Annotated in this window: 25 protein-coding genes; 8 read left to right on the top strand and 17 right to left on the bottom strand. The window is 65.2% G+C overall.

Going from position 1 to position 26,424, the window contains the following annotated elements; all coding sequences use genetic code 11:
- Window positions 1-105: 105 nt before the first annotated feature.
- Genes AC1DQQ_RS15570 through AC1DQQ_RS15555 form a run of 4 tightly spaced genes read right to left on the bottom strand, consistent with a single transcriptional unit; the run spans window position 106 to window position 3,456 of the window.
- Window positions 106-1,206, bottom strand: coding sequence for a glycosyltransferase family 2 protein (locus tag AC1DQQ_RS15570; protein ID WP_478045696.1), 1,101 nt, complete (start codon window positions 1,204-1,206; stop codon window positions 106-108).
- Window positions 1,203-2,267: a 3-isopropylmalate dehydrogenase gene (gene leuB / locus AC1DQQ_RS15565; protein WP_478045695.1), complete on the bottom strand. Its 1,065-nt coding sequence runs from the start codon at window positions 2,265-2,267 to the stop codon at window positions 1,203-1,205. The genes AC1DQQ_RS15570 and leuB overlap by 4 nt, the downstream gene beginning before the upstream one ends.
- A gap of 33 nt (window positions 2,268-2,300) precedes the next feature.
- Window positions 2,301-2,912 (bottom strand): DNA repair protein RecO, encoded by a 612-nt coding sequence (gene recO, locus AC1DQQ_RS15560; protein ID WP_478032100.1) that lies wholly within the window; start codon window positions 2,910-2,912, stop codon window positions 2,301-2,303.
- A 58-nt stretch (window positions 2,913-2,970) separates the two neighbouring features.
- A complete protein-coding gene (locus AC1DQQ_RS15555) occupies window positions 2,971-3,456 on the bottom strand; it encodes a hypothetical protein (RefSeq protein WP_478045694.1) in 486 nt (161 codons plus the stop codon).
- 325 nt (window positions 3,457-3,781) lie between these two features.
- On the opposite strand from AC1DQQ_RS15555, the gene AC1DQQ_RS15550 reads away from it, so the two are divergent.
- Window positions 3,782-4,585 carry an arginyltransferase gene (locus AC1DQQ_RS15550; protein WP_478032097.1) on the top strand — a complete coding sequence of 268 codons (804 nt, stop codon included), beginning with the start codon at window positions 3,782-3,784 and terminating at the stop codon, window positions 4,583-4,585.
- Window positions 4,586-4,608: 23 nt separating this feature from the next.
- Here AC1DQQ_RS15550 and AC1DQQ_RS15545 read toward each other — a convergent pair whose 3' ends face one another.
- From AC1DQQ_RS15545 to AC1DQQ_RS15525, 5 genes are all read right to left on the bottom strand, one after another.
- Entirely contained in the window at window positions 4,609-5,307 is a 699-nt protein-coding gene (locus AC1DQQ_RS15545; protein ID WP_478032095.1) for a transglutaminase domain-containing protein, read from the bottom strand.
- A complete protein-coding gene (locus AC1DQQ_RS15540; RefSeq protein ID WP_478032093.1) occupies window positions 5,307-6,242 on the bottom strand; it encodes an alpha-E domain-containing protein in 936 nt (311 codons plus the stop codon). The genes AC1DQQ_RS15545 and AC1DQQ_RS15540 overlap by 1 nt, the downstream gene beginning before the upstream one ends.
- 145 nt (window positions 6,243-6,387) lie before the next feature.
- Window positions 6,388-7,827 carry a circularly permuted type 2 ATP-grasp protein gene (locus AC1DQQ_RS15535; protein ID WP_478042804.1) on the bottom strand — a complete coding sequence of 480 codons (1,440 nt, stop codon included), beginning with the start codon at window positions 7,825-7,827 and terminating at the stop codon, window positions 6,388-6,390.
- Window positions 7,828-7,998: 171 nt separating this feature from the next.
- Window positions 7,999-8,835 carry a subclass B3 metallo-beta-lactamase gene (gene bla, locus AC1DQQ_RS15530; protein ID WP_478045693.1) on the bottom strand — a complete coding sequence of 279 codons (837 nt, stop codon included), beginning with the start codon at window positions 8,833-8,835 and terminating at the stop codon, window positions 7,999-8,001.
- Window positions 8,835-10,871 (bottom strand): protein-disulfide reductase DsbD family protein, encoded by a 2,037-nt coding sequence (locus AC1DQQ_RS15525; protein WP_478045692.1) that lies wholly within the window; start codon window positions 10,869-10,871, stop codon window positions 8,835-8,837. Before AC1DQQ_RS15525 ends, bla begins: the two co-directional genes overlap by 1 nt.
- A 79-nt stretch (window positions 10,872-10,950) precedes the next feature.
- On the opposite strand from AC1DQQ_RS15525, the gene AC1DQQ_RS15520 reads away from it, so the two are divergent.
- Complete coding sequence (locus tag AC1DQQ_RS15520) at window positions 10,951-12,591, top strand: alkaline phosphatase family protein (protein WP_478032086.1); 1,641 nt, start codon at window positions 10,951-10,953, stop codon at window positions 12,589-12,591.
- The gene (locus AC1DQQ_RS15515) at window positions 12,588-12,941 is read left to right on the top strand and encodes a VOC family protein (RefSeq protein ID WP_478032084.1); all 354 of its coding nucleotides are present in this window, start codon (window positions 12,588-12,590) and stop codon (window positions 12,939-12,941) included. The genes AC1DQQ_RS15520 and AC1DQQ_RS15515 overlap by 4 nt, the downstream gene beginning before the upstream one ends.
- Before the next feature lie 108 nt (window positions 12,942-13,049).
- Here AC1DQQ_RS15515 and AC1DQQ_RS15510 read toward each other — a convergent pair whose 3' ends face one another.
- The 6 genes from AC1DQQ_RS15510 to AC1DQQ_RS15485 all read right to left on the bottom strand — a co-directional run bounded on the left by AC1DQQ_RS15510 (window position 13,050) and on the right by AC1DQQ_RS15485 (window position 20,628).
- Complete coding sequence (locus tag AC1DQQ_RS15510; protein WP_478032083.1) at window positions 13,050-13,985, bottom strand: right-handed parallel beta-helix repeat-containing protein; 936 nt, start codon at window positions 13,983-13,985, stop codon at window positions 13,050-13,052.
- Between the two features lie 300 nt (window positions 13,986-14,285).
- Window positions 14,286-14,699, bottom strand: a complete 414-nt coding sequence (locus AC1DQQ_RS15505; RefSeq protein WP_478032081.1) for a nuclear transport factor 2 family protein — start codon at window positions 14,697-14,699, stop codon at window positions 14,286-14,288.
- Between the two features lie 85 nt (window positions 14,700-14,784).
- Window positions 14,785-17,442 carry a methionine synthase gene (gene metH / locus AC1DQQ_RS15500; protein WP_478045691.1) on the bottom strand — a complete coding sequence of 886 codons (2,658 nt, stop codon included), beginning with the start codon at window positions 17,440-17,442 and terminating at the stop codon, window positions 14,785-14,787.
- A 150-nt stretch (window positions 17,443-17,592) separates the two neighbouring features.
- Complete coding sequence (locus tag AC1DQQ_RS15495) at window positions 17,593-18,639, bottom strand: homocysteine S-methyltransferase family protein (RefSeq protein ID WP_478045690.1); 1,047 nt, start codon at window positions 18,637-18,639, stop codon at window positions 17,593-17,595.
- 91 nt (window positions 18,640-18,730) lie between these two features.
- A complete protein-coding gene (metF, locus tag AC1DQQ_RS15490) occupies window positions 18,731-19,669 on the bottom strand; it encodes a methylenetetrahydrofolate reductase (protein WP_478032078.1) in 939 nt (312 codons plus the stop codon).
- Window positions 19,669-20,628, bottom strand: a complete 960-nt coding sequence (locus tag AC1DQQ_RS15485) for an ArsR/SmtB family transcription factor (protein ID WP_478042811.1) — start codon at window positions 20,626-20,628, stop codon at window positions 19,669-19,671. The genes metF and AC1DQQ_RS15485 overlap by 1 nt, the downstream gene beginning before the upstream one ends.
- A gap of 374 nt (window positions 20,629-21,002) precedes the next feature.
- On the opposite strand from AC1DQQ_RS15485, the gene AC1DQQ_RS15480 reads away from it, so the two are divergent.
- From AC1DQQ_RS15480 to AC1DQQ_RS15465, 4 genes are read left to right on the top strand one after another with little or no spacing between them, the layout of a single operon-like run.
- Window positions 21,003-21,302, top strand: a complete 300-nt coding sequence (locus AC1DQQ_RS15480) for a hypothetical protein (RefSeq protein ID WP_478032074.1) — start codon at window positions 21,003-21,005, stop codon at window positions 21,300-21,302.
- Window positions 21,302-21,499, top strand: a complete 198-nt coding sequence (locus AC1DQQ_RS15475) for a hypothetical protein (RefSeq protein ID WP_478045689.1) — start codon at window positions 21,302-21,304, stop codon at window positions 21,497-21,499. The genes AC1DQQ_RS15480 and AC1DQQ_RS15475 overlap by 1 nt, the downstream gene beginning before the upstream one ends.
- Window positions 21,496-22,440, top strand: coding sequence for an aldo/keto reductase (locus AC1DQQ_RS15470; protein WP_478045688.1), 945 nt, complete (start codon window positions 21,496-21,498; stop codon window positions 22,438-22,440). Before AC1DQQ_RS15475 ends, AC1DQQ_RS15470 begins: the two co-directional genes overlap by 4 nt.
- A 23-nt stretch (window positions 22,441-22,463) precedes the next feature.
- Window positions 22,464-23,288: a protein phosphatase 2C domain-containing protein gene (locus tag AC1DQQ_RS15465; protein WP_478045687.1), complete on the top strand. Its 825-nt coding sequence runs from the start codon at window positions 22,464-22,466 to the stop codon at window positions 23,286-23,288.
- A 77-nt stretch (window positions 23,289-23,365) separates the two neighbouring features.
- Here AC1DQQ_RS15465 and AC1DQQ_RS15460 read toward each other — a convergent pair whose 3' ends face one another.
- Complete coding sequence (locus AC1DQQ_RS15460) at window positions 23,366-23,770, bottom strand: GFA family protein (RefSeq protein WP_478045686.1); 405 nt, start codon at window positions 23,768-23,770, stop codon at window positions 23,366-23,368.
- An 86-nt stretch (window positions 23,771-23,856) separates the two neighbouring features.
- Between AC1DQQ_RS15460 and AC1DQQ_RS15455 the strand changes: the two genes are divergently transcribed.
- Window positions 23,857-24,546 (top strand): helix-turn-helix transcriptional regulator, encoded by a 690-nt coding sequence (locus AC1DQQ_RS15455; RefSeq protein WP_478032066.1) that lies wholly within the window; start codon window positions 23,857-23,859, stop codon window positions 24,544-24,546.
- Between the two features lie 245 nt (window positions 24,547-24,791).
- On the opposite strand, the gene AC1DQQ_RS15450 is transcribed toward AC1DQQ_RS15455, so the two are convergent.
- A complete protein-coding gene (locus AC1DQQ_RS15450; RefSeq protein WP_478045685.1) occupies window positions 24,792-26,387 on the bottom strand; it encodes an isocitrate lyase in 1,596 nt (531 codons plus the stop codon).
- Window positions 26,388-26,424: the final 37 nt, after the last annotated feature.

Raw genomic sequence — 26,424 nt, 5'->3', positions numbered from 1 at the left:
CGAGCCGGCGCGAAGTGAATTCGCGCCGTCGGTCGGCGCTTTGCGCCGCCGGCCGGGCTCGGCGCCGAGGCGCGGAATAGCATCCGCTATTCCGCTGCGCCGAGCCTAATACCTCCCCCAAACAAACTTGCTCGACAGCGCGTAATTCCACACCGCGCCGATCAATACGCCGACCATCGCCGACGCCGCCCAGCCGCTGTCGCGGAAATCGTGCAGGAATCCCGCCACGCCGATATTGGCGACCAGCCCGACCGCACACACCGCGCAGAACGAAATCCAGCCGTCGATCAGCTGACGCACGCCCTTCAGCCGGCGGTCGCGATAGGTCAGCGCGTTGTTGAGGAAGAAATTGCCGGTCATCGCGGCGACCGCGGCGATGATCTGGCTGGTGAGGAAATGGATATTCAAGACGAACATCGCGAAGGTCAGCACCGCCATGTGCACGCCAACGCCGATCGCGCCGATCGCCGAGAACATCGCGAAGCGCACCGGGATGACGTTCCCGAACATGCGGTCGTAGAGCGCGATCAGATATTCCATCGCAACGACGTGATCGAGCTTGCTCTCGCCCTCGGTTCGGACGCGGAATGTATAAGGCAGTTCGCGGAAATGGAGCGGGCGCGGTGACCCGGTCATGATGTCGAGCAGGATCTTGAATCCGATCGCGGCGAGGCGCGGCGCGAGTTTGCGCACGATCTCGGTGCGGATCATGAAGAATCCGCTCATCGGATCGCTGAGATCGGCCTCGAGCACATGCCGCGCCAGCCTGGTCGCCAGCGCCGATTTGGCGACGCGGTCCTTGTCCCATTCGCCTGTCCCGCCGCCATCGACGAAGCGCGACCCGATCACCACGTCGAGCGTGGCATCCTCATGCAGCGCTTTGACCATGGCCGGTAGGATCGTCTCGTCATGCTGCAGATCGCCGTCGATCACCGCGACCAGGGGCGCGGCGGTCGCCAGCATTCCTTCGATACACGCCGAGGACAGCCCGCGCCGCCCGATCCGCTGGATCACTCGCACGCGGCGATCGACCCGCGCTAGTTCGCGCGCCGCATCCGCGGTGCCGTCGGGACTGTCGTCATCGACGAAGATCGCTTCCCAGGCGACTTCCTTCAGCGCCTCGTCGAGCTTGGCGACCAGCACGGGCACATTGCGACGCTCGTTGAAGGTCGGAATGACGACCGCGAGGTCGAGCAGGTCGCTCACAGGCCGGCGAGGATCGCGTCGCCCATCGCCGAGGTCGACAGCGTACCGCCCAGATCCGCGGTGCGCGCGCCGCCCGCAATCGCCTTGCCCACCGCCGCGTCGATCCGGTCCGCCGCTGCCGCCATGTCGAGCGAATGCCTGAGCATCATCGCCGCCGACAGAATCGTCGCGCAGGGATTGGCCTTCCCTTGGCCGGCAATATCGGGCGCCGATCCGTGGATCGGTTCGTACATGCCGAGGCTCGACCGCCAGCTCGACAGCGAGGCCGACGGCAGCATCCCGATCGACCCTGCGCACATGCTCGCCTGATCCGACAGGATGTCGCCGAACAGATTGCCGGTGACGATGACGTCGAACTGGCCGGGATTGCGCACCAGCTGCATCGCGGCATTGTCGACATACATATGGGTCAGCTCGATATCGTCATAATCCTCGGAGACCTCATTGACGATGTCGCGCCACAATTGCGAGGTTTCGAGGACATTGGCCTTGTCGACCGAGCACAATTTGCCACGACGGCGGCGCGCGGTCTCGAACCCGACGCGCGCGATGCGTTCGACCTCGGTCTCGTCATAGCGCATCAGGTCATGGCCCTCGCGCACGCCGCCCAGCCCGACGCGGCGGCCCTTTTCGCCGAAATAGACGTCGCCGGTCAGCTCGCGGACGATCACCATGTCGATCGCGCGGGCAATTTCGGGCTTGAGCGGCGAGGCATCCTCCAGGCCCGGAGTCAGCTTGGCCGGACGCAGATTGGCGAACAGACCGAGTTCGCGGCGTAGTCCCAGGATCGCCGCTTCAGGACGCAACCGGCGTTCGAGCCCGTCGAATTGCGGATCGCCCACCGCTCCGAACAGGATCGCGTCGGCGCGTTTGGCGAGCTCAAGCGTCGATGCCGGAAGCGGGTTGCCTGCTTGCAGATAGGCCTGGCCGCCGACCGGCGCCTCCTCGAACGTCAAGTCGAGCGCCAGCGCGTCGAGCACGCGGCGCGCTTCCGCAATGACTTCGGGTCCGATCCCGTCTCCGGGCAGCAAGGCGATCAACGGCACGCGGCTTCCTTTCATTCGACGCGCCCGCCTTTGCCGGGACGAACGCCGTCACGCAACCGCGCGCTTGAGCCTTTCGACCAGGCGCGCGCGGGCGGCCAATGCCTCGGCGCGGCGATCGGTCAACAGATGGGTCTCAATCTCGCGGCCCGTCAGCGCCAGCGCGGCGATGATTTCGGGCCAGCCGGACTCGCCGCTCACCGTCTGCGACTGGCCGAGGCCATAGCCAAGCTCGGCCAGCAGCAGATCCTCATACCGCACCAATGCCACCGCCCAGCCGCGCGCGGCGGGCGCCGCCTCGATCGCCCCGATCATGCCGTCGAGTGCACCATAAAGCCGTGGGTAAGCCTGGTTTTCGGGCAGCGCGATCGCGGTCAACGCGGTCACCCATTCCAGCGCGGCACTTGCCAATGGCTCGGAATAAAGTGGGGCGCGGCTGTGGATCAGTTCGACGGTCAGCCCGGCAAGCTGATCCTCGGTCCGCGCCCGCCACTCCCCCACCACGAGATTGGCCGGCTGCAACACCGGCCGCAGCGCCCGCGACCGCCCGCCACGAACATAGCCCGCGATCATCCCCGCCTCGCGCGTCAGGCAGCGCACCACGGCATTGTGCTCGCCATGCTGGCGGACCGACAGGACCAGGGCTTGCGCGCGAAGGTGCATGAGGCCGGGGTAGAGCGCGCGGCGGCGCTATGCCACCCCGAGCCTCAGGCAGTCCACGTTATTCCGCCGCCGGCCGCAGCACCGGCCCGGTCGCACGGCGACCGATTTCGTTCACATCATCCAGCGCCTGGACCAAGTCGCGATAGCGCGGCCTGGTGCGGCTTTGCTGCATCAAGGTCACGGTGTGGACGCGGCCGCTGACACGGCGCGTCAGCGCGCAGTCGACGCCGTCCATCACATAAGGCTTTTCCGGCGGCACTGTGCGTTGCTCGAAGCGCGCGAAGTCGAGTTCGCGCCAGATCTTGCTCACCTCGGCCTTGGTCGCCCGCGCCCGCAACACGCCATCCGACCGGCGAGTCACTTTCATCACCTGGCCATTGGCCAGAATCCGTGTCTGCTCATAGCGCCCGTCGAATCCACCGGTGCAGACGCTTTCGACATAATCGATTCCGCGCGGCGCGAACGGGAGAACGGGTTGCACGCGCTGCGCCGTCGCGGGGACGGCAAGTGGAACGATCAGGGCGGCAATCAACAAGCGACGCATCATCATCTCCTTAGAGTTCCTTGCAGCTACGCTGAGACGGTGCCGGGCCGGTGCCGCAACCGTTTCAGTTCCGCTGAAACAGAGCCGTCGCGGTTAATCAGGACTCCCTGAACCGAAGCTTGCGACAAAACGAATCGGAGCAGCGACGAGCCGCCTTGCGCCCGCGAGTCGCGAGGCCGTATTCTGTATCCGCAAGGCGGTTCGTCTCATTCTGGTGAATCATTAACCACCTTTCTTGGTAAAGCCGCTTTTCATCACGCCCCACTCGATTCATAGTGCGTTCCAGAGGCCGGATGGACCGGCGTCTGAGGGGACATATTCGTCGGTGACCGCGCCATTTCGTTTTCCGCGCTTTTTCGTGACATCGCCGTCGCCATGTCCCTATTTGCCGGGCCGGCAGGAGCGGAAGGTCTTCACCGAACTCAACGGCCCGCACGCCAGCGAACTTAACGACGCGCTCGGCCGGATCGGCTTCCGCCGCAGCCAGTCGGTCGCCTATCGCCCGAGTTGCGCGGGATGCTCGGCCTGCGTCTCGGTTCGCGTCGTGGCGCCCGAGTTCAAACCCAATGCGAGCCAGCGCAAATTGCTGCGCCGCCATGCCGATCTCGAAATCACCGCCTGCAATCCCTGGGCGACCGACGAGCAGTTCCAATTGCTTCGCCGCTATCTCAGCGCGCGGCACCCGGGCGGCGGGATGACGATGATGGACGACAGCGATTATGCCGACATGGTCGAGCAATCGCCGGTCAATTCGGTGGTCGTCGAATATCGCGAGCCAAGCCTGCATGGCGAACGCGGCCGGTTGATCGGCGCGTGCCTGACCGACCAGCAGGCCGACGGCCTGTCGATGATCTACAGCTTCTTCCTGGCCGATGAGGAAAGCCGCCCGGGCTTGGGCAATTTCATCATCATGGACCACATATTGCGCGCCCGCGCCGCCGGCCTGCCCTATGTCTATCTCGGCTATTGGGTGAAGGGATCGGCACGCATGGCGTACAAGACGCGCTATCGCCCGATCGAGGTGCTCGGTCCGTCGGGGTGGTCGTTGCTCGAAGACGAAGAGGCGAATTACGCTCCGCCAATCCACCCTGCCGAACAGGCGTTGGCGATTACCAGCGAGTTCGTCTGAAACCCTCCCTTTCGGGGGAAGAGCTAAAGCCTAATACGGCCCCCAATCACTGTCGCCACGCCGCTGAGATCGATCGCGCTGGCGACCCGTGCATGATCCTCGCCCGCGGACAGGCCAATCGCGGGATCGAAGCCAACCCAACCAACATCGGCGACATAGGCTTCGGCCCAGAAATGCGGCGTCGCGCCGCCATCGCGCGCGAAATAGCCCGACACGCATCGCGCCGGATAGTTCAAGCGCCGCGCCGCCGCGACGAACATCGCAGCCAGAACGTCCGCACCGGACTCCTCCGCACGGCGATGGAGCGCCACGTTGAGCAGATGCAGGCGATCGATATCGCCCTCCGCTTCGTCGATCGCGTCGATCGCGAGGGCGGCAAGGTCGGGCGCCTCCGCATTGCCGGACGATTGGCGCAGGAACAGCGACGGCGGCAAGGGTTCGGGGTGCGCCGCGCTGAGGATGCCGCTCGATGGACCGGTGAACACTTCGCCGCCGACATGGATCTCGATCCGGTTGAGCGGACCGTCGGCGTAGAGCATCGTCAGGATATTGCCATAACCGTCGCGCCCGACGTTGAGGCGGGCGTCGCAATCGGGACCGATCCGCCAGCCGGCGACGGTCTGGTCGTGATTGTCCTCCGGGGTAACGCGCAGCGCCAAGGTGACGCGCGGCAACGAAACGGGGAAGTCGACGATGATGGTGTGATCGACGACGATCCGCATCAGGCGAACTTGAACTGCCGCCCGATCGCGAAGTGCAGATCGGCATTTTCGGCAATGAAGGTCTCGAGATATTGGTGCAGCCCGCCCAGGATCACGTCGGCCGACCGCGTCTTCATCATCCGCGCGTGCCGCCCCCGCGCCATGCGATCGGCCTCGCCATGGTGCCCGGTGCGCTTGGCGAGGAGCGACAGCAATTCGACCGATTCCTCGACCGAGGCGGCCAGGCTGCGCGGCAGCTCGTGGCGCGCGATCAGCAAGTCGATGACGTTGGCCGGCGACAGGCCGTCCGAATAGAGCCAGCGATAGGCGGTCACTGCCGACACGGTTTGCAGGATGGTGGTCCATTGGTCGCGATCGACCACGCCGCCGACCGTCTCATCCTCGGGCAGCAGGATATGGTATTTGACGTCGAGCAGCCGCGCGGTGTTGTCGGCGCGCTCGATTGCCTGACCCAGCCGGATGAACCAGGTCGTCTGGTTGCGCAGCATACGGTGGATCGCGCCCTCGAACCCGCGCGTCTCCGCCTTGACTGCCTCGGCCAGATTGAGGGTCGCGGTGGCGCCGCCGGGCGACGAGCGGCTGTCGAACAACAGCCAGGCGCGATTGATTCCGGTCCAGGCGTCGCGGGTCAGTGCGGTTCGCACTGCGCGCGCATTGGTCCGCGCCTTGTCGAGGCATCGCACGATCGACCCGGGATGGCTGGCGTCGAGCGTCAGGAAGCGCGCCACCGACTGCTGCCCGATCGTCGCCCCCGAGGCCTCGAACGCTTCCTGCGCGTCGATCACCGCGAGCGCGCTGGCCCACGCTATATCGCCAGCGGGCCGGGGGGAGAGGACGTCGAGGCGGACTGTTGCCTCGACCAGGCGGGCGATAAAGTCGGCGCGCTCGACATAGCGGCCGAGCCAGTAGAGCGAGGAAGCGGTGCGAGAGAGCATCAATGGTACCCTCGTCCAATCCCGAACGCTTCCCCGGCGAAGGCCGGGGGCCAGTTCCGCTGCGTTTCGTTGGCGAGGACAATCCGGGCTAACTCAAGTCGCCGAAGCTGGGCCCCGGCCTTCGCCGGGGAGGTGTTGAGGAAGGTCATGCCGCCCCTCCCTGTACCTGGAAATGCGCCGGGCCGTTGTCGAGCAGCACGAAACTATCCTTGGTCCCGCCGCCTTGCGACGAATTGACCACCAGCGATCCCTCTCGCAATGCCACGCGCGTCAGCCCCCCTGGCACCACTTGCACGCCCTTCGATCCGGTCAGCACGAACGGTCGGAAATCGACGTGGCGCGGGGCGAGGCCTTGCTCGACCAATGTCGGCACGGTGGACAAAGCCAAGGTCGGCTGCGCGATGTAGCGATGCGGTTCGGCGATCAACGCCGCGCGGAACCGTTCGATCTCATCCCTCGACGCGGTCGGCCCGACCAGCATGCCGTAACCGCCCGATCCGTCGACCAGCTTCACCACCAGTTCGTCGAGATGCTCGAGAACATATTTCAGCGCATCGGGTTCGCGGCAGCGGAAGGTCTGAACGTTGGGCAGCTTGGCCTCGGCGCCCGTATAATAACGCACGATCTCCGGCATGTAGGAATAGATCGCCTTGTCGTCGGCGATGCCGTTGCCCGGTGCGTTGAGCAGCGCGACATTCCCCGCCGCATAGGCCGCGATCAGGCCCGGTACGCCCAGCATCGAGTCGGGGCGGAACACCAGGGGATCGAGATAATCGTCGTCGATCCGGCGATAGATCACGTCGACCTTCACCCGCCCGGCGATCGTCCGCATCCAGACGATATCGTCGTCGACCACCAGATCCGCCGCCTCAACCAGCTCGACCCCCATCGAATCCGCGAGAAAGCTGTGTTCGTAATAGGCCGAATTGAAATGGCCCGGCGTCAGCACGACACAGACCGGGTTGCTCCCCGTTCCCTGCGGCGCGACCGACTTCATCGTTTGGAGCAGGCGGTCTGGATAGGAATCGACCGCGGCGACGCGGAACTGGCGGAACAGCTCCGGGCACAGCCGCAACATCGCCTCGCGGTTTTCGAGCATGTAGCTGACGCCCGACGGTGTCCGCGCATTATCCTCCAGCACGAAGAAATCGTCGGGCCCGGTCCGCACCAGGTCGATCCCGCAAATATGCGCCCAGATGCCGTGCGGCGGCCGCATTCCGGCTATCTCGGGCCGGAATTGTGGATTGCCGAAGATCAGATCCTCGGGCAGCACGCCGTCCTTCATGATCCGACGAGCGCCGTAAATATCGTCCAGAAAGGCGTTGATCGCCTCGACCCGCTGCACCAGCCCCGCGGACAGGCGCGACCATTCGTCGGCGAGGAACACGCGCGGTACGATGTCGAACGGGATGATCCGCTCGCTGGCGTCCTCATCGCCATAGACGGCGAAAGTGATACCGAGCTGGCGGAACGTGACTTCGGCCGATTGCTGGCGGCGCTTGAGCTCGGCGGCGTCGGTGGTGTCGAGCCATTCGCCGAGCGCGGTCAGTTCGGGACGAACGAGCGCAGCACCCGAAGTGCCCATGATCTCGTCAAACGCCGGCCCGATTCCCACCAAATGCCAAAGCCCCACCAGGTGTCAGAGTTCCATGCTGCAATGGAATGCTGCGGCGCACAAGCGCCGCCGAAAAGAAATGCGTGCGGGGCACGCATTTCGGCGGCGCATTGCGAGGTAGCGAGCCGCAGGGAGGCTACATCACTTAGCGATCGCCTGCTGCTTGAGCAGTTCCTTGTCGAACGCCGCCTTGGACTCCGCGACCATTTTCGGGAGCAGGCCCGGGGTCAGCCACTTCCCGCTCACCTTGCGTCCCATCACGTCCGACAGTTCGGGGTGTGCGGTCAGCACGATATCCGCCTTCATCGCGCCGAGCCGTTTGAAGCTCGCGCGGTAATCGGCAACGATGCCGGGATAGGTCTTGTTGCCGTAGAGCTTGTTGCCGGCAACCGACAGGCTGCACGGGAACACTACACTCTTTACGCCCACCTTCAGCTTCACCGTCGTGGTCCAGGTCGTGCATCCGTGTGTATGCCCGGCGGTCACCAATGCGGTCATGGTCACCCCGCCCAGCGCCACTTTGTCGCCGTCCTTGAGGTGACGATCGACCTTAACCGGCGCGAAGGTGCCGACATAATTCTGATCGCCGAAATGCTTGCCGTTCTCCAGCGCCCAGACGTCGCCTTCCATCGCGTCGAGCTTGGCGCCGGTATCGCGCTTCATCGCCGCGAGCCCGTCGGCATGGTCGAAATGCGCATGGCTGTTGAGCAGGATCTTGATGTCGGACAGCTTGAAGCCGAGCGCCTTGATGTTCGCCTCGATCGCCGGGACATTCTCCTCCATCGTCGCATCGAGCAGGATCAGCCCCTTGGGCGTGGCGATCAGATAGGATGCGAGGCCCGCGGTCCCGACATAATAGATATTGCCGGCGATGCGGAACGGGGCGGTCGGCTGAGTCCAGGCCGGCGGATCGTTCGAAGGCGCCGCCGCGATGAGCGCGAGGGCGGCGACGGTCATACCCAGCATTCTGATGATCATCACAACTCCTCCAGCAGCGACTGGCTCAATACCTGCGGCAAGATACGCGGCTCGCCGCCGCCCGCGGGATAATAAAGATAGAGCGGCACGCCCGCGCGATTATGCGCTTCGATGAAGCGGCCGAGCACCGGATCGCCATTGGTCCAGTCTCCGACCAGGACCGCGACATTCTTCGCCTTGAACGAGGCATGGACGGCATCGGTGTCGATCGCGACGCGCTCGTTGACCTTGCAGGTCAGGCACCAATCGGCGGTGAAATAGGCGAAGACCGGGCGCCCTTCCGCGCGCAACTGGGCGAGCCGCGCCTCGCTGAACTTCTCCTCGCCCGCGCCGACGACAGCCGCTTGGCTGGGATGATCGCGCACCAACCATACGCCCGCCACCGCGACCAAGGCCAGGATCACCAAGGCTACCGCGCCAAAGCCCACGCCCTTCGCCTGCCGCCGTCCCGCCGCCCACAAAACGATGCCGGCGCCCAGCGAGACGAGCAGCGCCAGCGCCATGCCGTCGACGCCAGCCTGCTTGCCCAGCACCCAGGCAAGCGCGACCGCGGTCAACCACATCGGAATCGACAGGATGCGACGCAGCGTATCCATCCACGCACCCGGCCTTGGCAGCCGCTTGCGCAGCGCCGGTGCGAACCCGAGCAGCAAGAAGGGCAGCGCAAGGCCCAGCCCCAAGCCTCCGAACACAGCGAGTGCGGCGGGCCAGGGCAAGATCAACGCAGCGCCAAGCGACGCCGCCATGAACGGTCCGGTGCACGGCGTCGCCACGAACGCGGCGAGCGCACCGGTGACGAATGCGCCGCTCGCGCTACCGGTTCGGTTGACGAAGCCAGGCACGGGCACCTCGAACACGCCGGCGAGATTGAGCGCGATCGCGACGGTTAGCAGCAACAGCAGCATGACGACGCGCGGGTCCTGCAACTGGAACGCCCAGCCCACCGCGCTCCCACCGGCTCGCAGCGCCAGGATCGCCGCACCAAGCGCCAGGCACACCGCGATCGCGCCGCCGGCATAGGCCAGCGCCTCGTGCCGCGCCGCGCGCTCGTCGCCGCCGGCACGCGCCAGACTCAATGCCTTGAGGCTCAGGATCGGGAACACGCAGGGCATGACATTGAGGATCAGCCCGCCCAGCACGGCGCCGAGAAACGCGAGCAAGGCTGTCGACCAATCGCTCCCACCGGCAGTCGCAGTCGGCGCCGGAACGACGCCGGGGGCCGCCGTCAGTGCCAGTGCATGACCGTCGATGCTCAGCACGCCCTCGATCGGGCCCGGCGCGCCCTTGCCCTTGGTCGTGACGATCAGCCGATCGCCGTCGCGCACCACTTTTTGCGGTTCGGCATAGTCGATCGCATTGGCAGTAATCGGATAGAAATAGGCCCCTGCCCCGGCGGCGCCCGCCGGATAGGGGATCGCGATCCGCACCGCGCCGCCTTGCGCCTGATAGGTCGCGCGCGATCCCAGCGGCTGCGGCAATGCGCGCCTCCATTGCGCGAATTGCGGCGCCAGCGCCTGGTCGGGCTGCCCGTCGCCGACGGCCAGCTCCGTCGCGAGATCGGCCTGTTCGGGAACGCACAAGGTTTTGGTACAAACGAGATATTGGAGGTGCAGCTTGATCGGCAGCCGGGTTCCCGTCGCCAATCCCTGGGGCACGGTCAGCGGTACGATCACCGCATAAGGCTGCTCGAACACATAGTTCATCAACCCGGCGACGATCAGTTGCTGCGGCGCCGGATAGCGCGGATCGGCCGCGGTCACATTGCTTGGTAGCGTCCAGGCGAATTTCGCCGGAAATCCGGCGTCGCCCGGATTCTGCCAGTATCCATGCCAACCCTGCTGCGGCCGGCTATCGAGCGCGAGGTTGATCGTGCTGCCCGCTTTGGGCGTGCTTGTCTCCGCGACGAGCTGGATTTTCAGATGCGGCGGCGGATCGTTCGCCGGATCGCCTTGCGCGGACGCCGGAGCGGCCCAGGCGAAGATCGCCAGCATCATCGTCAGCATCATTGTCACGGGGACGAAACCGAACGCGCGCATGCGACCTCTTGTACCTGACACGTCCGCCCCTTAGCGGTCCTTCATCGCCTCGCCCAGCCCGCCAGCGGAGTTTCCCCCGATGCGCCTTGCCAAATTCGTCCCGCTTGCCCTCGCGCTCGTCGCCGCGCCGCTCGCCGCACAGGACGCCCCGCCGGCCGCCGCACCCGCCAAGGCGCCACCGCCGAAGCTCGTCGTGGTGATCTCGGTCGACCAATTCTCCGCCGATCTGTTCGCCGAATATCGCAATCGGTTCACTGGCGGGTTCAAGCGCCTGCTCGACGGCGCGGTTTTCCCCGCCGGATTCCAGAGCCATGCCGCAACCGAAACCTGTCCCGGCCATTCGACGATCATGACCGGCGATCGCCCGACGCGGACCGGGATCATCGCCAACGAGTGGTACGAATGGACCGGCCCGCGCCCCGGATCGATCTATTGCGCCGAGGATCCGTCGAAAGGCTCGGCCAAGGACTATGTCGCCTCCGACATTCACCTGCGCGTGCCCACGCTCGGCGAACGAATGAAGGATGCCGACCCCGACGTCCGGACGGTGTCGATCGCGGGCAAGGATCGCGCCGCGATCATGATGGGCGGGCACAGGGTCGACCAGCTCTGGTTCTGGCGCGACGGCAAGGGCTTCATTTCCTATGCCGGCCGCGCCGAGCCTGCCGCGGTGACCGCCGCCAACGCCGCGACGAAGGCCGAGATCGCCAAGCCCGGCGCCGCGTTCGCCGAGCCCGATTGGTGCAAGCCGGTCGACCGCGCAATGGTCGCCAACGGCCAGACCGTCGGCGCCGGCCGGTTCGAACGGGCCGCCAATGTCGAACCTAAATGGAAAGCCTCGCCCGCCTTCGACAGCGCGATCGTCGGGCTCGCCACCACCATGGTCCGCGACATGAAGCTCGGGCACGGCAAGTCGACCGACATACTGACGATCGGCGCTTCGGCGACCGATTATGTCGGGCACACCTACGGCACCGAAGGGTCGGAGATGTGCATCCAGCTCGCCAATCTCGACCAGACACTGGGCAAATTGTTCGCCGCGCTGGACAAGACCGGCGTCGACTATGTCGTCGCGCTGACCGCCGATCATGGCGGCAACGACATTCCCGAACGTGAACGTGAACGTGCGATGCCGATGGCCGACCGTGTCGCGCTCGCACTGACGCCCAAGACCGTTGGAGAGGTGATCGCCAAGGACATGGGGCTGACCGGTCGCATCCTGTACGGCGTCACCAATGGCGACGTCTGGATCGACCCCAAGCTGACCGGCGACCAGCGCGCCAAGGTGCTCGCCGCCGCCGTCGCGCATTACCGCGCCGATCCGCAGGTTGCCGCGGTCTATACCCAGGCGGAGATCGCCGCCGCGCCGCTGCCCGAAGGCCCGCCCGAGGGCTGGACGTTGCTCCAGCGCGAGCGCGCCTCGTTCGATCCTTCGCGGTCGGGCGATTTCGTCGTGTTCCTGAAGCCGCGCATCACCGCGATCCCGCCCGGCGATTATCCCGGCGCGGTGGCGACGCACGGATCGCCCTGGGATTATGACCGCCGCGTGCCGATCCTGTTCTGGCGCAAGGGGATGAAGGGGTTCGAGCAGCCGCTGTCGATCGAAACGGTCGACATCATGCCCAGCCTGGCCGGCGTACTCGGCTTCGCGCTCAAGCCGGGCGATGTCGACGGCCGCTGCCTCGATCTCGACGGCGGCACGGGGAGCACCTGCCCATGAGCTACGCGATGCGCCGCGTGATCATCTTCACGCACAATTTCGCCGCGATGCGCGACTTCTATCGCGACATGTTCGGGCTGGAGGTCGTCGAGGGGGACGATGGCTGGGCCGATCTGGCCGCAGGCGGCTGCAACATCGCGATCCATGCCGCAGGCAAAGGCGTCAAGATCGGTCCCGATTTCGAGGGCCCGCACAAGATCGTCTTTCACGCCGACGATGTCGCCAAGGCACGCGAGGATCTGGTGTCGCGTGGAGCCAAGATGGGGCCGGTCAAGGTGTTCGGCGATCTCCATCTGTGCGACGGCGACGATCCCGACAAGAACCGGTTTCAGCTGTCTAATCGGCCTTAAAACGATCCGCTTTCAGTGCTCCTGCGAAAGCAGGAGCCTAGGGTCGCAAGCGATTCCCTCTGTAACCCTGGGCTCCTGCTTTCGCAGGAGCACTTAGAGTAACGACCTTCAGCGCTCCTCGTATTTCCGGATGCCCGCCGCCAATTGGTTCTCGCCCACCTCCAACCGATCACGTCCGACATTGGCGACGAACGCCGGGCTCTTGGCGAAATTGGGCGCGAGGGTCGCGACATTGTCGACGACTTTCAGCCCGGTGGACGGATAGGTCCGCCCTTCCGCCGCGACGACGATGAAGCCGGTCCAATTCTCCTTGTTCGGTCCGTCGGCGAAGGTGTTGCGCGCGATCAGTCCGGTGCCGCCTTCCGACAAGTCGATCATGTAATTGGTCTTGCGGCCCTGGCTGTCGTCGAAGCTGTTGTCGGTGATCGACAGATTGGGCACCCGCAATTTGACGTAATGCCCGCCGGTGCCGCGCTCGAAGCGCGAGCGCGTGATCGTCACCGATCCCTTGTTCGCGAGATAGATCGAATGCGAACAATCGACCGTCTCGTCGCACTGGCCGAGCCCGGAAAAGGTCGAGCGGTCGATGACGATCTGCTGGCCCGCGGGCTGGCCGCCGAGAATGCCTTCCTGACTGTCGAGGAACATCGAGTTGCGCACGGTCAGGTTGCCCATCTCGGTGCGGATGCCGGCGCCGTTGCCGTCCGACACGCGCATGTTGCGGAAAACGATGCCGTCGACGACCGACGACAGTCCGCGCAGCACGAACGCCGCTTTGCCTTCGCACGCCTCGCCGTCGAAGATCACCTTGCCCGGTTCGGCCGCCTTGAAGGTGATGTTGCCGCCCGCCTGGACGGTGCATTGGTGATAGACACCGGGCGCGATCACGATCGTCGCGGTGCCCATCCGGATCGACTGCACCGCATCGTCGAGATTGGCGAAGCCTTGCCCGGTTTCCTGCACGGTGAACGGCGCGGCACCCGGCTCGGCCTGGAGGGGTGTTGCGGCGAGTAACGGGAGCAGGGCGAACAGGGCAGGGCGCATTGGGAGACTCCTTCGCGCGTGGCTATTCTACGCTCGGCGTGCCGACAGAAGGGCGAATGACGGTTAATTCCGCCTTTCCGCTGCGCGTGATCGCCTCAGATGTGAATCAGGTCGAGCGATGACCCAATGGGAGACAAATTCCTTCTCCCCTTGTGGGAGAAGGAGGGAGCGCCGAAGGCGCGGAAGGATGAGGGGGGGTCTGCGAGGTGGCTGAGAGTCCCCCTCACCCTTCCGCCGACTACGTCGGCTCCCTCCCTCTCCCACAAGGGGAGAGGGAAAGAGTTGCGCAATCCCCGCGCACTACCCAGCCGCCATCGCACTCGCGGCCATCTGCGCCATCGTCGCGGTATCGGCGAACTCGACCAGCGACACCGCCTTCAAGTCGTCGTCCAGCGTCCAGATGTCGCATATTTCGGTGACGTCTCGCTCACCGCCGCGTGCGGAGACATCGATACGCCAGTGCATGAAGACGGTATGATCATTCACCGCGACGTGCAGCCGCTCCATCTCGTGGAAAGTGAAGAGGTCGATCAACTCGTTGATCGCGCCCAGCGCGTCGACCGGCCCCACATCGAATCCCATGACATCGCTTCGGCCGACGAGCCGAAAGGTGGCGCCCGGCGCAAAACGCGTGGCGAGCGCTTCCTTGTCGCCCCGTTTGCGCGCGGCATAAGCGGCGTCGATTGCTGCGAGCACGGCATCACGATCGGCCATTAGTCCCTCCCCATTTCTATCGGGGGAAGGTTACCAGCCGAGGACCTCCGCATCCACGCGAGATGCCTCCGTTTCGGACGCGATCTCAGTCGAGATTGGGCCGCAGCCACCGCTCGGTCGTCGGCAGGTCCGTCCCGCGCCGCGCGCCATAATCCTCGACCTGGTCCCGGCCGATCCGCGCGACGCCGAAATACTCCGCCTGCGGGTGACCGAAATAGAAGCCGCTGACCGCCGCGGTCGGCAGCATCGCGAAGCTTTCGGTCAGGCTGATACCCGTCGCATGATGCGCGTCGAGCAGCTTGAACAATATCGGTTTCAGGCTGTGGTCGGGGCACGCGGGATAGCCCGGCGCTGGACGGATACCGCGATATTGCTCGCGGATCAGCGCCTCGTTGGTCAGCTGCTCGCCTTCGGCATAGCCCCAGAGCGTGGTGCGGACATGCTGGTGGAGCCGCTCCGCCAGCGCCTCGGCGAAGCGGTCGGCAAGCGCCTTCAGCAGGATATCGGAATAATCGTCGATCGCCGCCTTGAACCGCGCGAGATGCGGTTCGATGCCGTGAATCGACACCGCGAAACCGCCGAGCCAGTCGCCCGCCGGGTCGACGAAATCGGCGAGGCACATATTGGGCCGGCCTTCGCGCTTGGCGATCTGCTGGCGCAGGAACGGCAGACGGACATGGCTCTCGTCGTCGGCCATGTTGAGGAAATCGAAGCTGCGCAACTGCTCGGCGGTCCAGTCGCCCTCGGGTGCGACCACGACATCGTCCTCATAACGCGCGCACGGCCACAGTCCGACCACAGCTCGCGCGGTCAGCCACTTTTCCGCGACGATCTTGTCGAGCATCTTGTTGGCATCGGCAAACAACGACCGCGCGCTTTCGCCGACGATCTCGTCATCGAGGATCTTGGGATAAGTGCCGGCAAGTTCCCAGGCGCGGAAGAACGGCGTCCAGTCGATGCATTCGCGCAGGTCGCTCAGATCCCAATCGGCGAAGACATGGCGGCCGGGTTGTTTCGGCGCCGACGGTTTCAGCGCCATGTCGGCCTTGAAGCCATTGGCACGCGCCTGCGCCAGCGGCAGCAGCTCATTCTGCCCCTTATTCTCGCGCGACTTGCGCACGGCGGCATAATCGTCGGCGATCTTGATGACATAATCGTCGCGTTGGGTGTCGGACACCAGCGTGGTCGCGACGCCGACCGCGCGACTGGCGTCGAGCACATGGACGACCGGACCGTCATAGGCGGGCGCGATGCGCAGCGCGGTGTGCACCTTCGACGTCGTCGCGCCGCCGATCAGCAGCGGCATCGTCATCTTGGCGCGTTTCATTTCCTCGGCGACGGTGACCATCTCGTCGAGGCTCGGCGTGATCAGGCCCGACAGGCCGATCATGTCGGCATCGTTCTCGTTCGCCGCCTCGAGGATCTTCGACCACGGCACCATCACGCCCAGATCGACCACGTCGAAGCCGTTGCACTGGAGCACCACGCCGACGATGTTCTTGCCGATATCATGGACGTCGCCCTTGACGGTCGCCATGATGATCTTGCCCTTGCCCTTGGCGCCCGGCTCCTTCTGCGCCTCGATGAAGGGCAGCAGATGCGCCACCGCTTTCTTCATCACGCGCGCCGACTTCACCACCTGGGGCAGGAACATCTTGCCCGATCCGAACAGGTCGCCGACGACGTTCATCCCGTCCATCAACGGACCTTCGATCACTTCGATCGGGCGCGCGGTCTGTAGCCGCGCTTCCTCGGTATCCTCGACGACATATTGGTCGAGGCCCTTGACCAAAGCGTGTTCGAGCCGCTTGTCGACGGTCCAGCTACGCCATTCCTCGGCCGCCTTTTCGGCCGCCACATCGGTACCGCGGAACTTCTCGGCAAGCGCGACCAGCCGTTCGCCGGCATCGGGATCCTTGTTGAGGATGACGTCCTCGCACGCCTGGCGCAACTCGGGATCGATCGTGTCGTAAACGTCGAGCTGGCCGGCGTTGACGATCGCCATGTCCATGCCCGCGGGGATCGCATAATAGAGGAATACCGAGTGCATCGCGCGGCGCACCGGCTCGTTGCCGCGGAACGAGAAGCTCAGGTTGGACAGGCCGCCCGAGATATGGACGTGCGGGCAGCGCTGCTTGATCTCGCGCGTCGCCTCGATGAAGTCGACGCCGTAATTATTGTGCTCCTCGATCCCGGTCGCGATCGCGAACACGTTGGGATCGAAGATGATGTCCTCGGGCGGAAAGCCGATTCCGGTGAGCAATTTGTATGCGCGCTCGCAGATCTCGACCTTGCGCTCCCTTGTGTCGGCCTGGCCGACCTCGTCGAACGCCATGACGACGGCCGCGGCGCCATAAGCCATGCACTTGCGGGCATGGTCGAGGAACTGCTCCTCGCCTTCCTTCATGCTGATCGAATTGACGATCGGCTTGCCCGACACGCACTTCAGCCCCGCCTCGATCACCGACCATTTCGAGCTGTCGATCATCACCGGCACGCGCGCGATATCGGGCTCGGCGGCGATCAGCTTGAGGAAGGTGGTCATCGCATGGACCGCGTCGAGCAGGCCCTCGTCCATATTGACGTCGACCACCTGCGCGCCGTTCTCGACCTGCTGGCGCGCAACCTCGACCGCCTTGGCATAATCGCCGGCCATGATCAGCTTCTTGAACGCCGCCGACCCGGTGACATTGGTGCGCTCGCCGACATTGACGAAATTGGCGGAGGAAGGCGTGGTGGTCATTTTTTACTCTTCAATCCTCCCCGCTTGCGGGGAGGGGGACCGCTCGCAAGAGCGGTGGAGGGGGCTCTCCGGTTAGGTCAACGCTGGTGGAGAGCCCCCTCCACCATGCTGCGCATGGTCCCCCTCCCCGTAAACGGGGAGGAATTTATTTCAGGCCGCCATGATCATCGGTTCGAGCCCGGCGAGCCGCGTCCGCACCTCGGGGGTGACAATCGCGCGCGGGGCAAGTCCCTTCACCCCATCGGCGATCGCCTTTATGTGCGCCGGCGTCGAGCCACAGCAGCCGCCGAGGATGTTGACCTGTCCGGCTTCGGCCCATTCGCCGACCAGCCCGGCAGTGGTCGCCGGCTCCTCGTCATAGGCACCGAGTTCGTTGGGCAGGCCGGCATTGGGATAGACCATGATCAGCGTGTCGGCGATCCCGCTCAACGTCTTGACGTGCGGCCGAAGCTGCTCGGCGCCGAACGAGCAATTGAGCCCGATCGTCACCGGCTTGGCATGGCGCACCGCATGCCAGAACGCCTCGACCGTGTGCCCCGACAGGTTGCGGCCCGACAGATCGGTCAAGGTCATCGACAGCATGATCGGCAAGTCGCGGCCAAGCGCCTCGCCCGCCTCGATCGCTGCCATCACGCCGGCCTTGGCGTTAAGCGTGTCGAACACCGTCTCGATCAGCACGAAATCGATCCCGCCTTCGACCAAAGCGTCGATCTGTTCGCGATAAACGTCCTTGAGATAATCGAAGTCGATCTCGCGATAGCCGGGATCGTTGACGTCGGGCGACAGCGACAATGTCTTGTTGGTCGGCCCGATCGCGCCGGCGACGAAGCGTGGACGGCCGTCCTTGGCCTCGAACTCGTCGGCGATGGCGCGCGCCATCTTGGCGCTTTCGAGGTTGATCTCGCGGACCAGATGCTCGGCGCCGTAATCGGCCTGGCTGATGCGGTTGGCCGAGAAAGTATTGGTCTCGGCGATATCCGCGCCCGCCTCGAAGTAAGCGCGATGAATCGATGCCGGCACCTCGGGCTTGGTCAGCGCGAGGATGTCGTTATTGCCCTTCTGGTCGTGGCTCAGGCCAAGCGTGCCGGCATAATCGGCTTCCGAGAGCTTCCAGTTCTGGATCTCGGTGCCGAACGCGCCGTCGGTGATCAGGATGCGCTTCGCGGCTTCCGCGAGCAGTTTTTCACGTGGTGTCATAGTTCTTCCCGTCGCCCCGGCGGAGGCTGGGGCCGTTAAGTTATCTCGCGCCAGTCAACTCGGCGGCCCCGGCCTTCGCCGGGGCGACGACCTAAGCCGCTTCCGCTTTCGCCGCGTCCTTGGGCCGGATCCCCAGCAAATGGCAGATCGCGTAGCTGAGCTCGGCGCGGTTGAGCGTGTAGAAATGGAAATTGCGCACGCCGCCCGCATAGAGCCGCCGGCACAATTCCGCGGCGATCGTCGCCGCCACCAATTGGCGCGCCGCGGGATGATCGTCGAGCCCATCGAACAGTCGTCCCATCCAGCTCGGCACCGCGGTGCCGCACATCGCCGACATGCGCTGGACGCTGGCGAAATTCATCACCGGCATGATGCCCGGAACGATCTCCGCGTCGATGCCCGCCGCGGCGAGCGCATCGCGATAGCGGAAGAAGGTCTCCGCCTCGTGGAAGAACTGGGTGATCGCACGGCTGGCGCCGGCATCGAGCTTGCGCTTGAGATTGTCGATGTCCGCCGCCGCATCGGGCGAGTCCGGATGGCATTCGGGATAGGCCGCGACCGAAATCTCGAACGGATGGAGCTTGCGCAGCCCCGCGACGAGATCGGCGGCATTCGCATAGCCGCCAGGATGCGTGGCATATTTCTCGCCCGCGCGCGGCGGGTCGCCACGCAGCGCGACGATGTGGCGTACGCCGGCATTCCAATAATCATCAGCAACCTGATCGATCTCTTCCCGGGTCGCCTCGACGCAGGTCAGATGCGCGGCGGCCGGGATATTGGTCTCGCGCGCGATCCGGGCGACGGTCGCGTGCGTCCGCTCGCGGGTCGAGCCGCCGGCGCCATAGGTTACCGAGACGAAGCGCGGGGCGAGCGGGCTCAATGTCTGCAGCGACTCCCACAGGGTCTCTTCCATCTTCTCGGTCTTGGGCGGGAAGAATTCGAAGCTGACCTGGGCATCGCCCGCGACATCCGCGAACAACGGACTCGCCAGCGCCAGCCGCGCCTCCGCCATCTGCTTGACCGAAACCATTACGCTGCCTCCGCTATACGCGCCGGCGCGCCTGCCTTGCGCGCCAGCCACAATTTCACCGTCAGTTCGCCGCCCTCGAGCGTCTCGGTCCGCACCGGCGCGAGCCCCGAATGCTCGAACCAGCCAAGCATCTGCTCGTCCGAAAAGCCGAGACGCGCATGCGCGTCGCGAATCCGCAATTCCTCGCGCCCGTGCGGCGCGAAATCGACGATCAGCAACCGGCCGCCGGCATTGAGCACGCGCGCCGCCTCGGCGATCGCCGCGTCGGGCGTCTGCGCGAAGTGAAGAACGTGATGCAGGATCGCGAGGTCCGCCGTGCCGCTATCGAGCGGCAGCGCGTAGAGATCGGCCTGGCGCAATTCGGTATTGTCGAGCCCGCGCTCGGTCAGTTTGGCGCGCGCCAGCCGGAGCATTTCGGAGCTGCGGTCGATGCCGAGCGCATGATCGGCCTGACCGGCGAACAATTCGAGCATGCGGCCGGTGCCGGTGCCGATATCGACCAGCCGCTCGACCCGGGCATCGCCGAGCACCGCGGCCATCGCCGCTTCGACCTGTTCCTCGGCGATGTGCAGCGAGCGGATCGCGTCCCACTCGCCGGCATTACTCTCGAACCAGCCCGCCGCGTGCGCCGCACGGTCGGCGCGCACCGCCGCCAGCCGTGCCGCATCGGCTTCGGCGCGGGCATGCGCGCGGTCGCCTTCCCAGGCATCGAGCGCGATGCAGAGCGGTGCGGCGACATCGCGCGCGCCCATCGCGACGAACACCCAGCTGCCTTCCTTGCGGCGCTCGACGATGCCCGCATCGGACAATATCTTCACATGCCGGCTGACTCGTGGCTGGCTTTGTCCCAGCACTTGCGCGAGTTCGCCGACCGACAGCTCCATCGAGCGCACCAGCGCGACGATCCGCAGCCGCGTCGAATCGGCAAGCGCGCGGAAGATGTCGAGAGCGTTCGGCATGTCAGATAGAGATATAAAGATATCTTTATATGCCGTCAACGCGTTGCGCGCGGAACGGGGCGGCGGTAGCGGTGTGAGGGTGCGGACCCATTATTAATGAGGATCGAGACAGTCATGTCCGGGATGCTGTGGGAGGAGGAGTGCGAAGAACGGGGGGTTTCCCCCGTTCGAGCGCTCCGACGCGCCACAGCGCCCGGACATGGCTGCCGCGAAGCGGTGGGACGAAAAGGGCCGCTGGAGCGGTCGGACGCTTGCCAGATAGACACCGCTATCTGGCTGCGCGCCCTCTCTCCCAGCAGCCCTTTTCGTCTCCATCTCGACCTCATTAATAATAGGTCCGCACCCTAATCGATCAATTCCGCAGGAGAGTATAGATGACCAAGGCTCCCAAGACACTCGCCGTGTCGCTCGCGATCGTCGCCATGCTCGGCATCGCCGCGTGCAGCCAGAAGGCGCAGAACGAAGCGGCGCAAGCGGCCAACACCATGGCCGGTGACGCCAATGCGACGATGGCGCGTGCGGTCAACACCACCGACGCCGCGGTCGATTCGGCGCTGGGCGCCGCCGAGAACCACATGGATGCCGCATCGAACAAGATGGACAAGGCGACCAAGGATGCGAAGAAGGATGCCGGTCAGGCGCTGAAGGATGCCGGCAACGAGATCGAGGATTGATGCGCGCTCGCCTCGCTTTCGCCGGTCTCGCCCTCATGATGGGCATGGCGGCGTGCTCGAGCCGTGACGATACCGGCGGTGTGTCGGCCGACGACCAGCGTGCGTTGAACGACGCCGCGGCGATGCTCGACGCCAACAATGCCGTGCCGGCGCAGCCATCCGACCCGACGCCATCCGACCCAGGAAACGCGCAATGACCGATCTCCGCCGTCTCGGCGCCAGCCATCTACACACCCCGAAACTCTGCCTCGGCGGCAACGTGTTCGGCTGGACCGCGGACAAGGCGACCAGCTTCGCCGTGCTCGACGCCTTCGTCGATGCCGGCGGCACGCTGGTCGACACCGCCGACGTCTATTCGGCCTGGGTGCCCGGCCACAAGGGCGGCGAATCGGAAAGCGTGATCGGCGAGTGGATCAAGTCGAGCGGCAAGAAGGTTGATATCGCCACCAAGGTCGGCATGCTGCCGAGCGCGGCCGGCGAGAAGCTCGCCCCCGCGCGGATCGCCGAGGCCTGCGATGCGTCGCTCCAGCGGCTCGGCGTCGAGCAGATCGCCCTTTATTACGCGCATCAGGATGACGAGGCGACGCCGCAGGAAGCCTATATGGAGGCGTTCGCCAAGCTGGTCGCGGCGGGCAAGGTGGCGGTTCTGGGCGCGTCCAACTTCCACGCCGCGCGGCTCAAGTCGGCCAACGACGTCGCGCGCGCCGCCGGTCTGCCGCATTTTCAGGTGCTGCAGCCCGAATACAATCTGGTCAGCCGGCACAAGTTCGAAGGCGAACTGCAGGATTATTGCGTCGAATATAATATCGGCGTGCTGCCTTATTACGGCCTCGCCTCGGGCTTCCTGACCGGCAAATATCGCTCGGCCGACGATCTCGGCAAGAGCGTGCGCGGCGGGCGGATGACCGCCTATCTCGAGGGCAAGGGACCCGCGGTGCTGAAGGCGATGGACGAAGTGGCGGCGGAGACCGGCGCGACATTGGCGCAGGTCGCTTTGGCCTGGCTCGCCACGCAACCCGGCGTCACCGCACCGATCGCCAGCGCGACCAGTGTAGCCCAGCTTCAGGAATTGCTCCCGGCGATGGGCCTGACGCTCAGCGCCGCTCAGCTGGATAAGCTCGACACCGCCGGCGCCTGACTTCTCCAAAGCGAAGGGGGCACATGCATCTCGACCTGATCCAATCGCTGTCGATCGCCGGCGATTCGTCGAAGGCGAATGACGACCGCGCGGGCGCGGGCCATGCCCATGCCTGGGTGATCGATGGCGCTACCGATCTCGGCGAACCGGGGCTGCTCGGCAATCGCGGCGGCGCGGCGTGGATCGCGGCAGAGGCAGACCGCGCCTTCGGCCGCGCCCCGGACGACGGATCGATCGAGCAGACGTGCCGGACGGTGTTCGAGCGCGTCGCCGCCGCTTTTGCCGAGCAACGCACCCGCACACCTGAAAGCTGGGAGCTGCCTTCAGCCTCGTTCCTCGCGGTTTCGATTGCCGAGAATGTGATCGATTGCGCCTGGCTCGGCGATTGCGCGGCCCTGCTGATCCGCGATGGCCAGGCGACCCGGATCGGGCCGCAGCGCGATATCCGCGACGACGAAACCGATCTCGCCCGTAGCGTCGCACATCACGGCCTGGGGTCGGTCAAGCGCGCGGCGCCGGTGCTCGACGTCCTGCGGACGGCGCGCAGCCGGCCCGATCGCCTGGTGCTAGGCGTCGATCCGGCGGGTGCCGAGCACATCTATTATTCGAGCCAGCCCTGTGTGGTCGGCGACGAATTGCTGCTGATGAGCGACGGCTTTGCTGCCGTCACCGATCTCTATCGCCTGATCGAACAAGCGGCGCTGCCCGGCCTGCTCGCGGAGGGTGGACTATCCGGCATTGCCGCGCGGTTGCGCGCCGCCGAGGCCGAAGACGCCGAATGCATGCGCTGGCCGCGCTTCAAGCAAGGCGACGACGCCACCGCAATCTGGCTGCGCGTCGCCGCATAATCCTTGATCGAACCAAAGCCGTCGCCGCCCGGGCGTTGCACCCGGCCGCGCGGGCCTTGCTGGCGTGCGAATAAAGATCACAGATAGGACGTAACGGCCGGCGGTTCCCACCAGGCATTGTCGCGCCCGTTGGCGAAATTGACTGGCACCTCCGCCAGTTCCTGATCGCTGACGTCGTCGAGGCAATTGACGTTGACCGATACGTAATCGCCGCCGATCGCCTCGACATAACCATCGCCGAACGCCGCGACGCCGCAGGTCTTGCAGAAGCGGTGATGGCCGGATTTCGTCCCGAACTGATAGTCGGACAGATTGTCGGCGCCCGACAGCAGCCGGAACTGGTCGGGCTTGAGCAATGCACCCCAGGAGCGGCGCTTGGTGCAGATCGAGCAATTGCATTTCCCGGTGCCCGCGGCGAGATCGATATCCGCCTCGAAACGCACCGCGCCGCAATGGCAACTACCGTGATAGGTCTTCAACATCCCTGATCTCCTGTCGTTCACAGGAATCGACTTACTGCCACCCTGCTGCCACCATGCTGTCAGCATCGTGCAGCTAAAGAGCGGAAATGCGACGCGCCGACCGCCTGTTCCAGATCGTCCAGATCCTCCGCCGCGAGCGGCGGCCGATCACTGCCGAGGCGATCGCCATCGAGCTCGAGACCTCGAAACGCTCGGTCTATCGCGATATCGCCGCGTTGATGGGCCAGCGCGTGCCGGTGCGCGGGGAAGCCGGGATCGGCTATGTACTCGACGACGGCTATGACCTTCCGCCGCTGATGCTGACATCCGAAGAGGCAGAGGCTGCCGCGCTGGGCGCGCAATGGGTCGAAGGGCATGGCGATCCCGCCTTGGCGCGCGCCGCCCGCGACCTGCTCGCCAAGATAGCCGCGGTCGTGCCGAACGACATGGTCCCGCTGATCACCGATGCCGTGGCGCGCACCGCGCCGGGCTGGCGGATCGCGCCGGACAGCGTCGATGCCAGCCGATTGCGCACCGCCATCCGCAGCGGCAGCAAGATCCGCCTCACCTATCGCGACGAGCAGGACCGGGTCAGCGAGCGTATCGTCTGGCCAGTCGCGATCGGCTATCTCGACGCCGCGCGGCTGCTTGCCGCCTGGTGCGAGCTGCGCGAGGATTTTCGATCTTTCCGGCTCGACCGTATCGTCGCGGCGGATGTCCTGGAGGAACGTTATCCGGTGCGGCCGGCTGCGCTCAGGGCGCAATGGCTCGATCGCTTCCGCGACGGCGCGGCGTAAGTCGGCGCGGTGTCGCCTTGCCCTTCCGGTCTCTCTTTAAAAAACGAAACGGCCCGGAGGGGCTACTTCCTCCGGGCCGTCCCTGGTTCGCCGCATGCGGGGGCTGACGCGGCGAACGTCGCGGCCAGGCCGCGATTATATTGTTGCCGGTAACGCCGCGGCAAAGCCGCGTCGTCAGTCGGGGCTGTGGGCCCGCCGGCCGGGCGCGAGCGCTAGCGCGGGATAGCCTGCGCTATCCCGCTCGATCACGCCGCGAATTGGTTCATCGTATTGTGCGCGCCGCCCGCCTTGAGCGCCGCCTCTCCTGCGAAATACTCCTTGTGATCGTCGCCCAGGTCGCTGCCCGACATGTTCTGGTGCTTCACCGCGGCGATGCCCTGACGGATTTCCTGGCGCTGGACGTTCTTGACGTAGCCCAGCATGCCGGCCTCGCCGAAATATTCCCTGGCCAGATTGTCGGTCGACAGAGCAGCGGTGTGATAGGTCGGCAAGGTGATCAGGTGGTGGAAAATCCCCGCTCGCTTCGCGGCATCCGCCTGGAAGGTGCGGATCCGCTCATCGGCCTCGGCTGCCAGATCGGTCGCGTCGTAATCCACGCTCATCAGCTTCGCGCGATCATAGGCCGAGACGTCGCGGCCCGCTTCGACCCAGGCGTCATAGACTTGCTGGCGGAAATTGAGCGTCCAGTTGAAGCTGGGTGAATTGTTGTAGACCAGCTTGGCGTTGGGCACGACTTCGCGGATGCGGTCGACCATCGAGGCGATCTGCTCGATATGCGGCTTCTCGGTTTCGATCCACAACAGGTCGGCACCGTTCTGCAGCGAAGCGATGCAGTCCATCACGCAGCGATCGGCACCGGTCCCATCGCGGAACTGATATAGGTTCGACTTCAGCCGCTTGGGACGGACCAGCTTCCCGTCGCGCTCGATCACGACGTCGCCAGCCTTGAGGTCGCCGATCGCAATCTCCTCGCAATCGAGGAACGAATTGTATTGGTCGCCGAGATCGCCCGGCGTGTGGCTGATCGCGATCTGCTTGGTCAGCCCCGCCCCCAATGAGTCGGTGCGCGTGACGATGATCCCGTCCTCGACACCGAGCTCCAGGAAGGCGTAGCGGCAGGCGCGGACCTTCGCGAGGAAGTCCTCATGCGGCACGGTGACCTTGCCGTCCTGATGCCCGCATTGCTTTTCGTCTGAGACCTGATTCTCGATCTGCAACGCGCAAGCACCGGCCTCGATCATCTTCTTGGCGAGCAGATAGGTCGCCTCGGCATTGCCGAAGCCGGCATCGATATCGGCGATGATCGGCACGACGTGCGTCTGGTGATTGTCGATCGCGTGGATCAGCCGCTGTTCGGCAACTTCGTCGCCCGCCTCACGCGCCTTGTCCAACTCACGGAACATCATCCCCAGCTCGCGCGCATCGGCCTGACGCAGGAAGGTGTAGAGCTCCTCGATCAGCGCGGGAACGCTGGTCTTTTCGTGCATCGACTGGTCGGGCAGCGGTCCGAAATCCGAACGCAATGCGGCTACCATCCAGCCCGACAGATAGAGATAGCGGCGCTCGGTCGAGCCGAAATGCTTCTTGATGCTGATCATCTTCTGCTGGCCGATGAATCCGTGCCAGCAGCCGAGCGACTGGGTATAGTTGGCCGGGTCGGCGTCGTACGCCGCCATGTCGCGGCGCATGATCGCCGCAGTGTAGCGGGCGATGTCGAGCCCGGTGCGGAACCGGTTCTGGATCTGCATCCGCGCTACTGCCTCGGCGCCGATTCCGTCCCAGGTGCCGTTGTGGCTCGTGATGAGCTGGCCGGTCGCAGCGATCGAATCTTGGTAGGTCACGGTACGTCCTCGCTTGTAGTGATGCGAGGTTATGTAC

The organism is Sphingomonas sp. P4_G3 (genome assembly GCF_056401105.1).
Note: the sequence above shows the minus strand (reverse complement) of the source record. Positions and strands in the feature narration are given on the sequence as shown.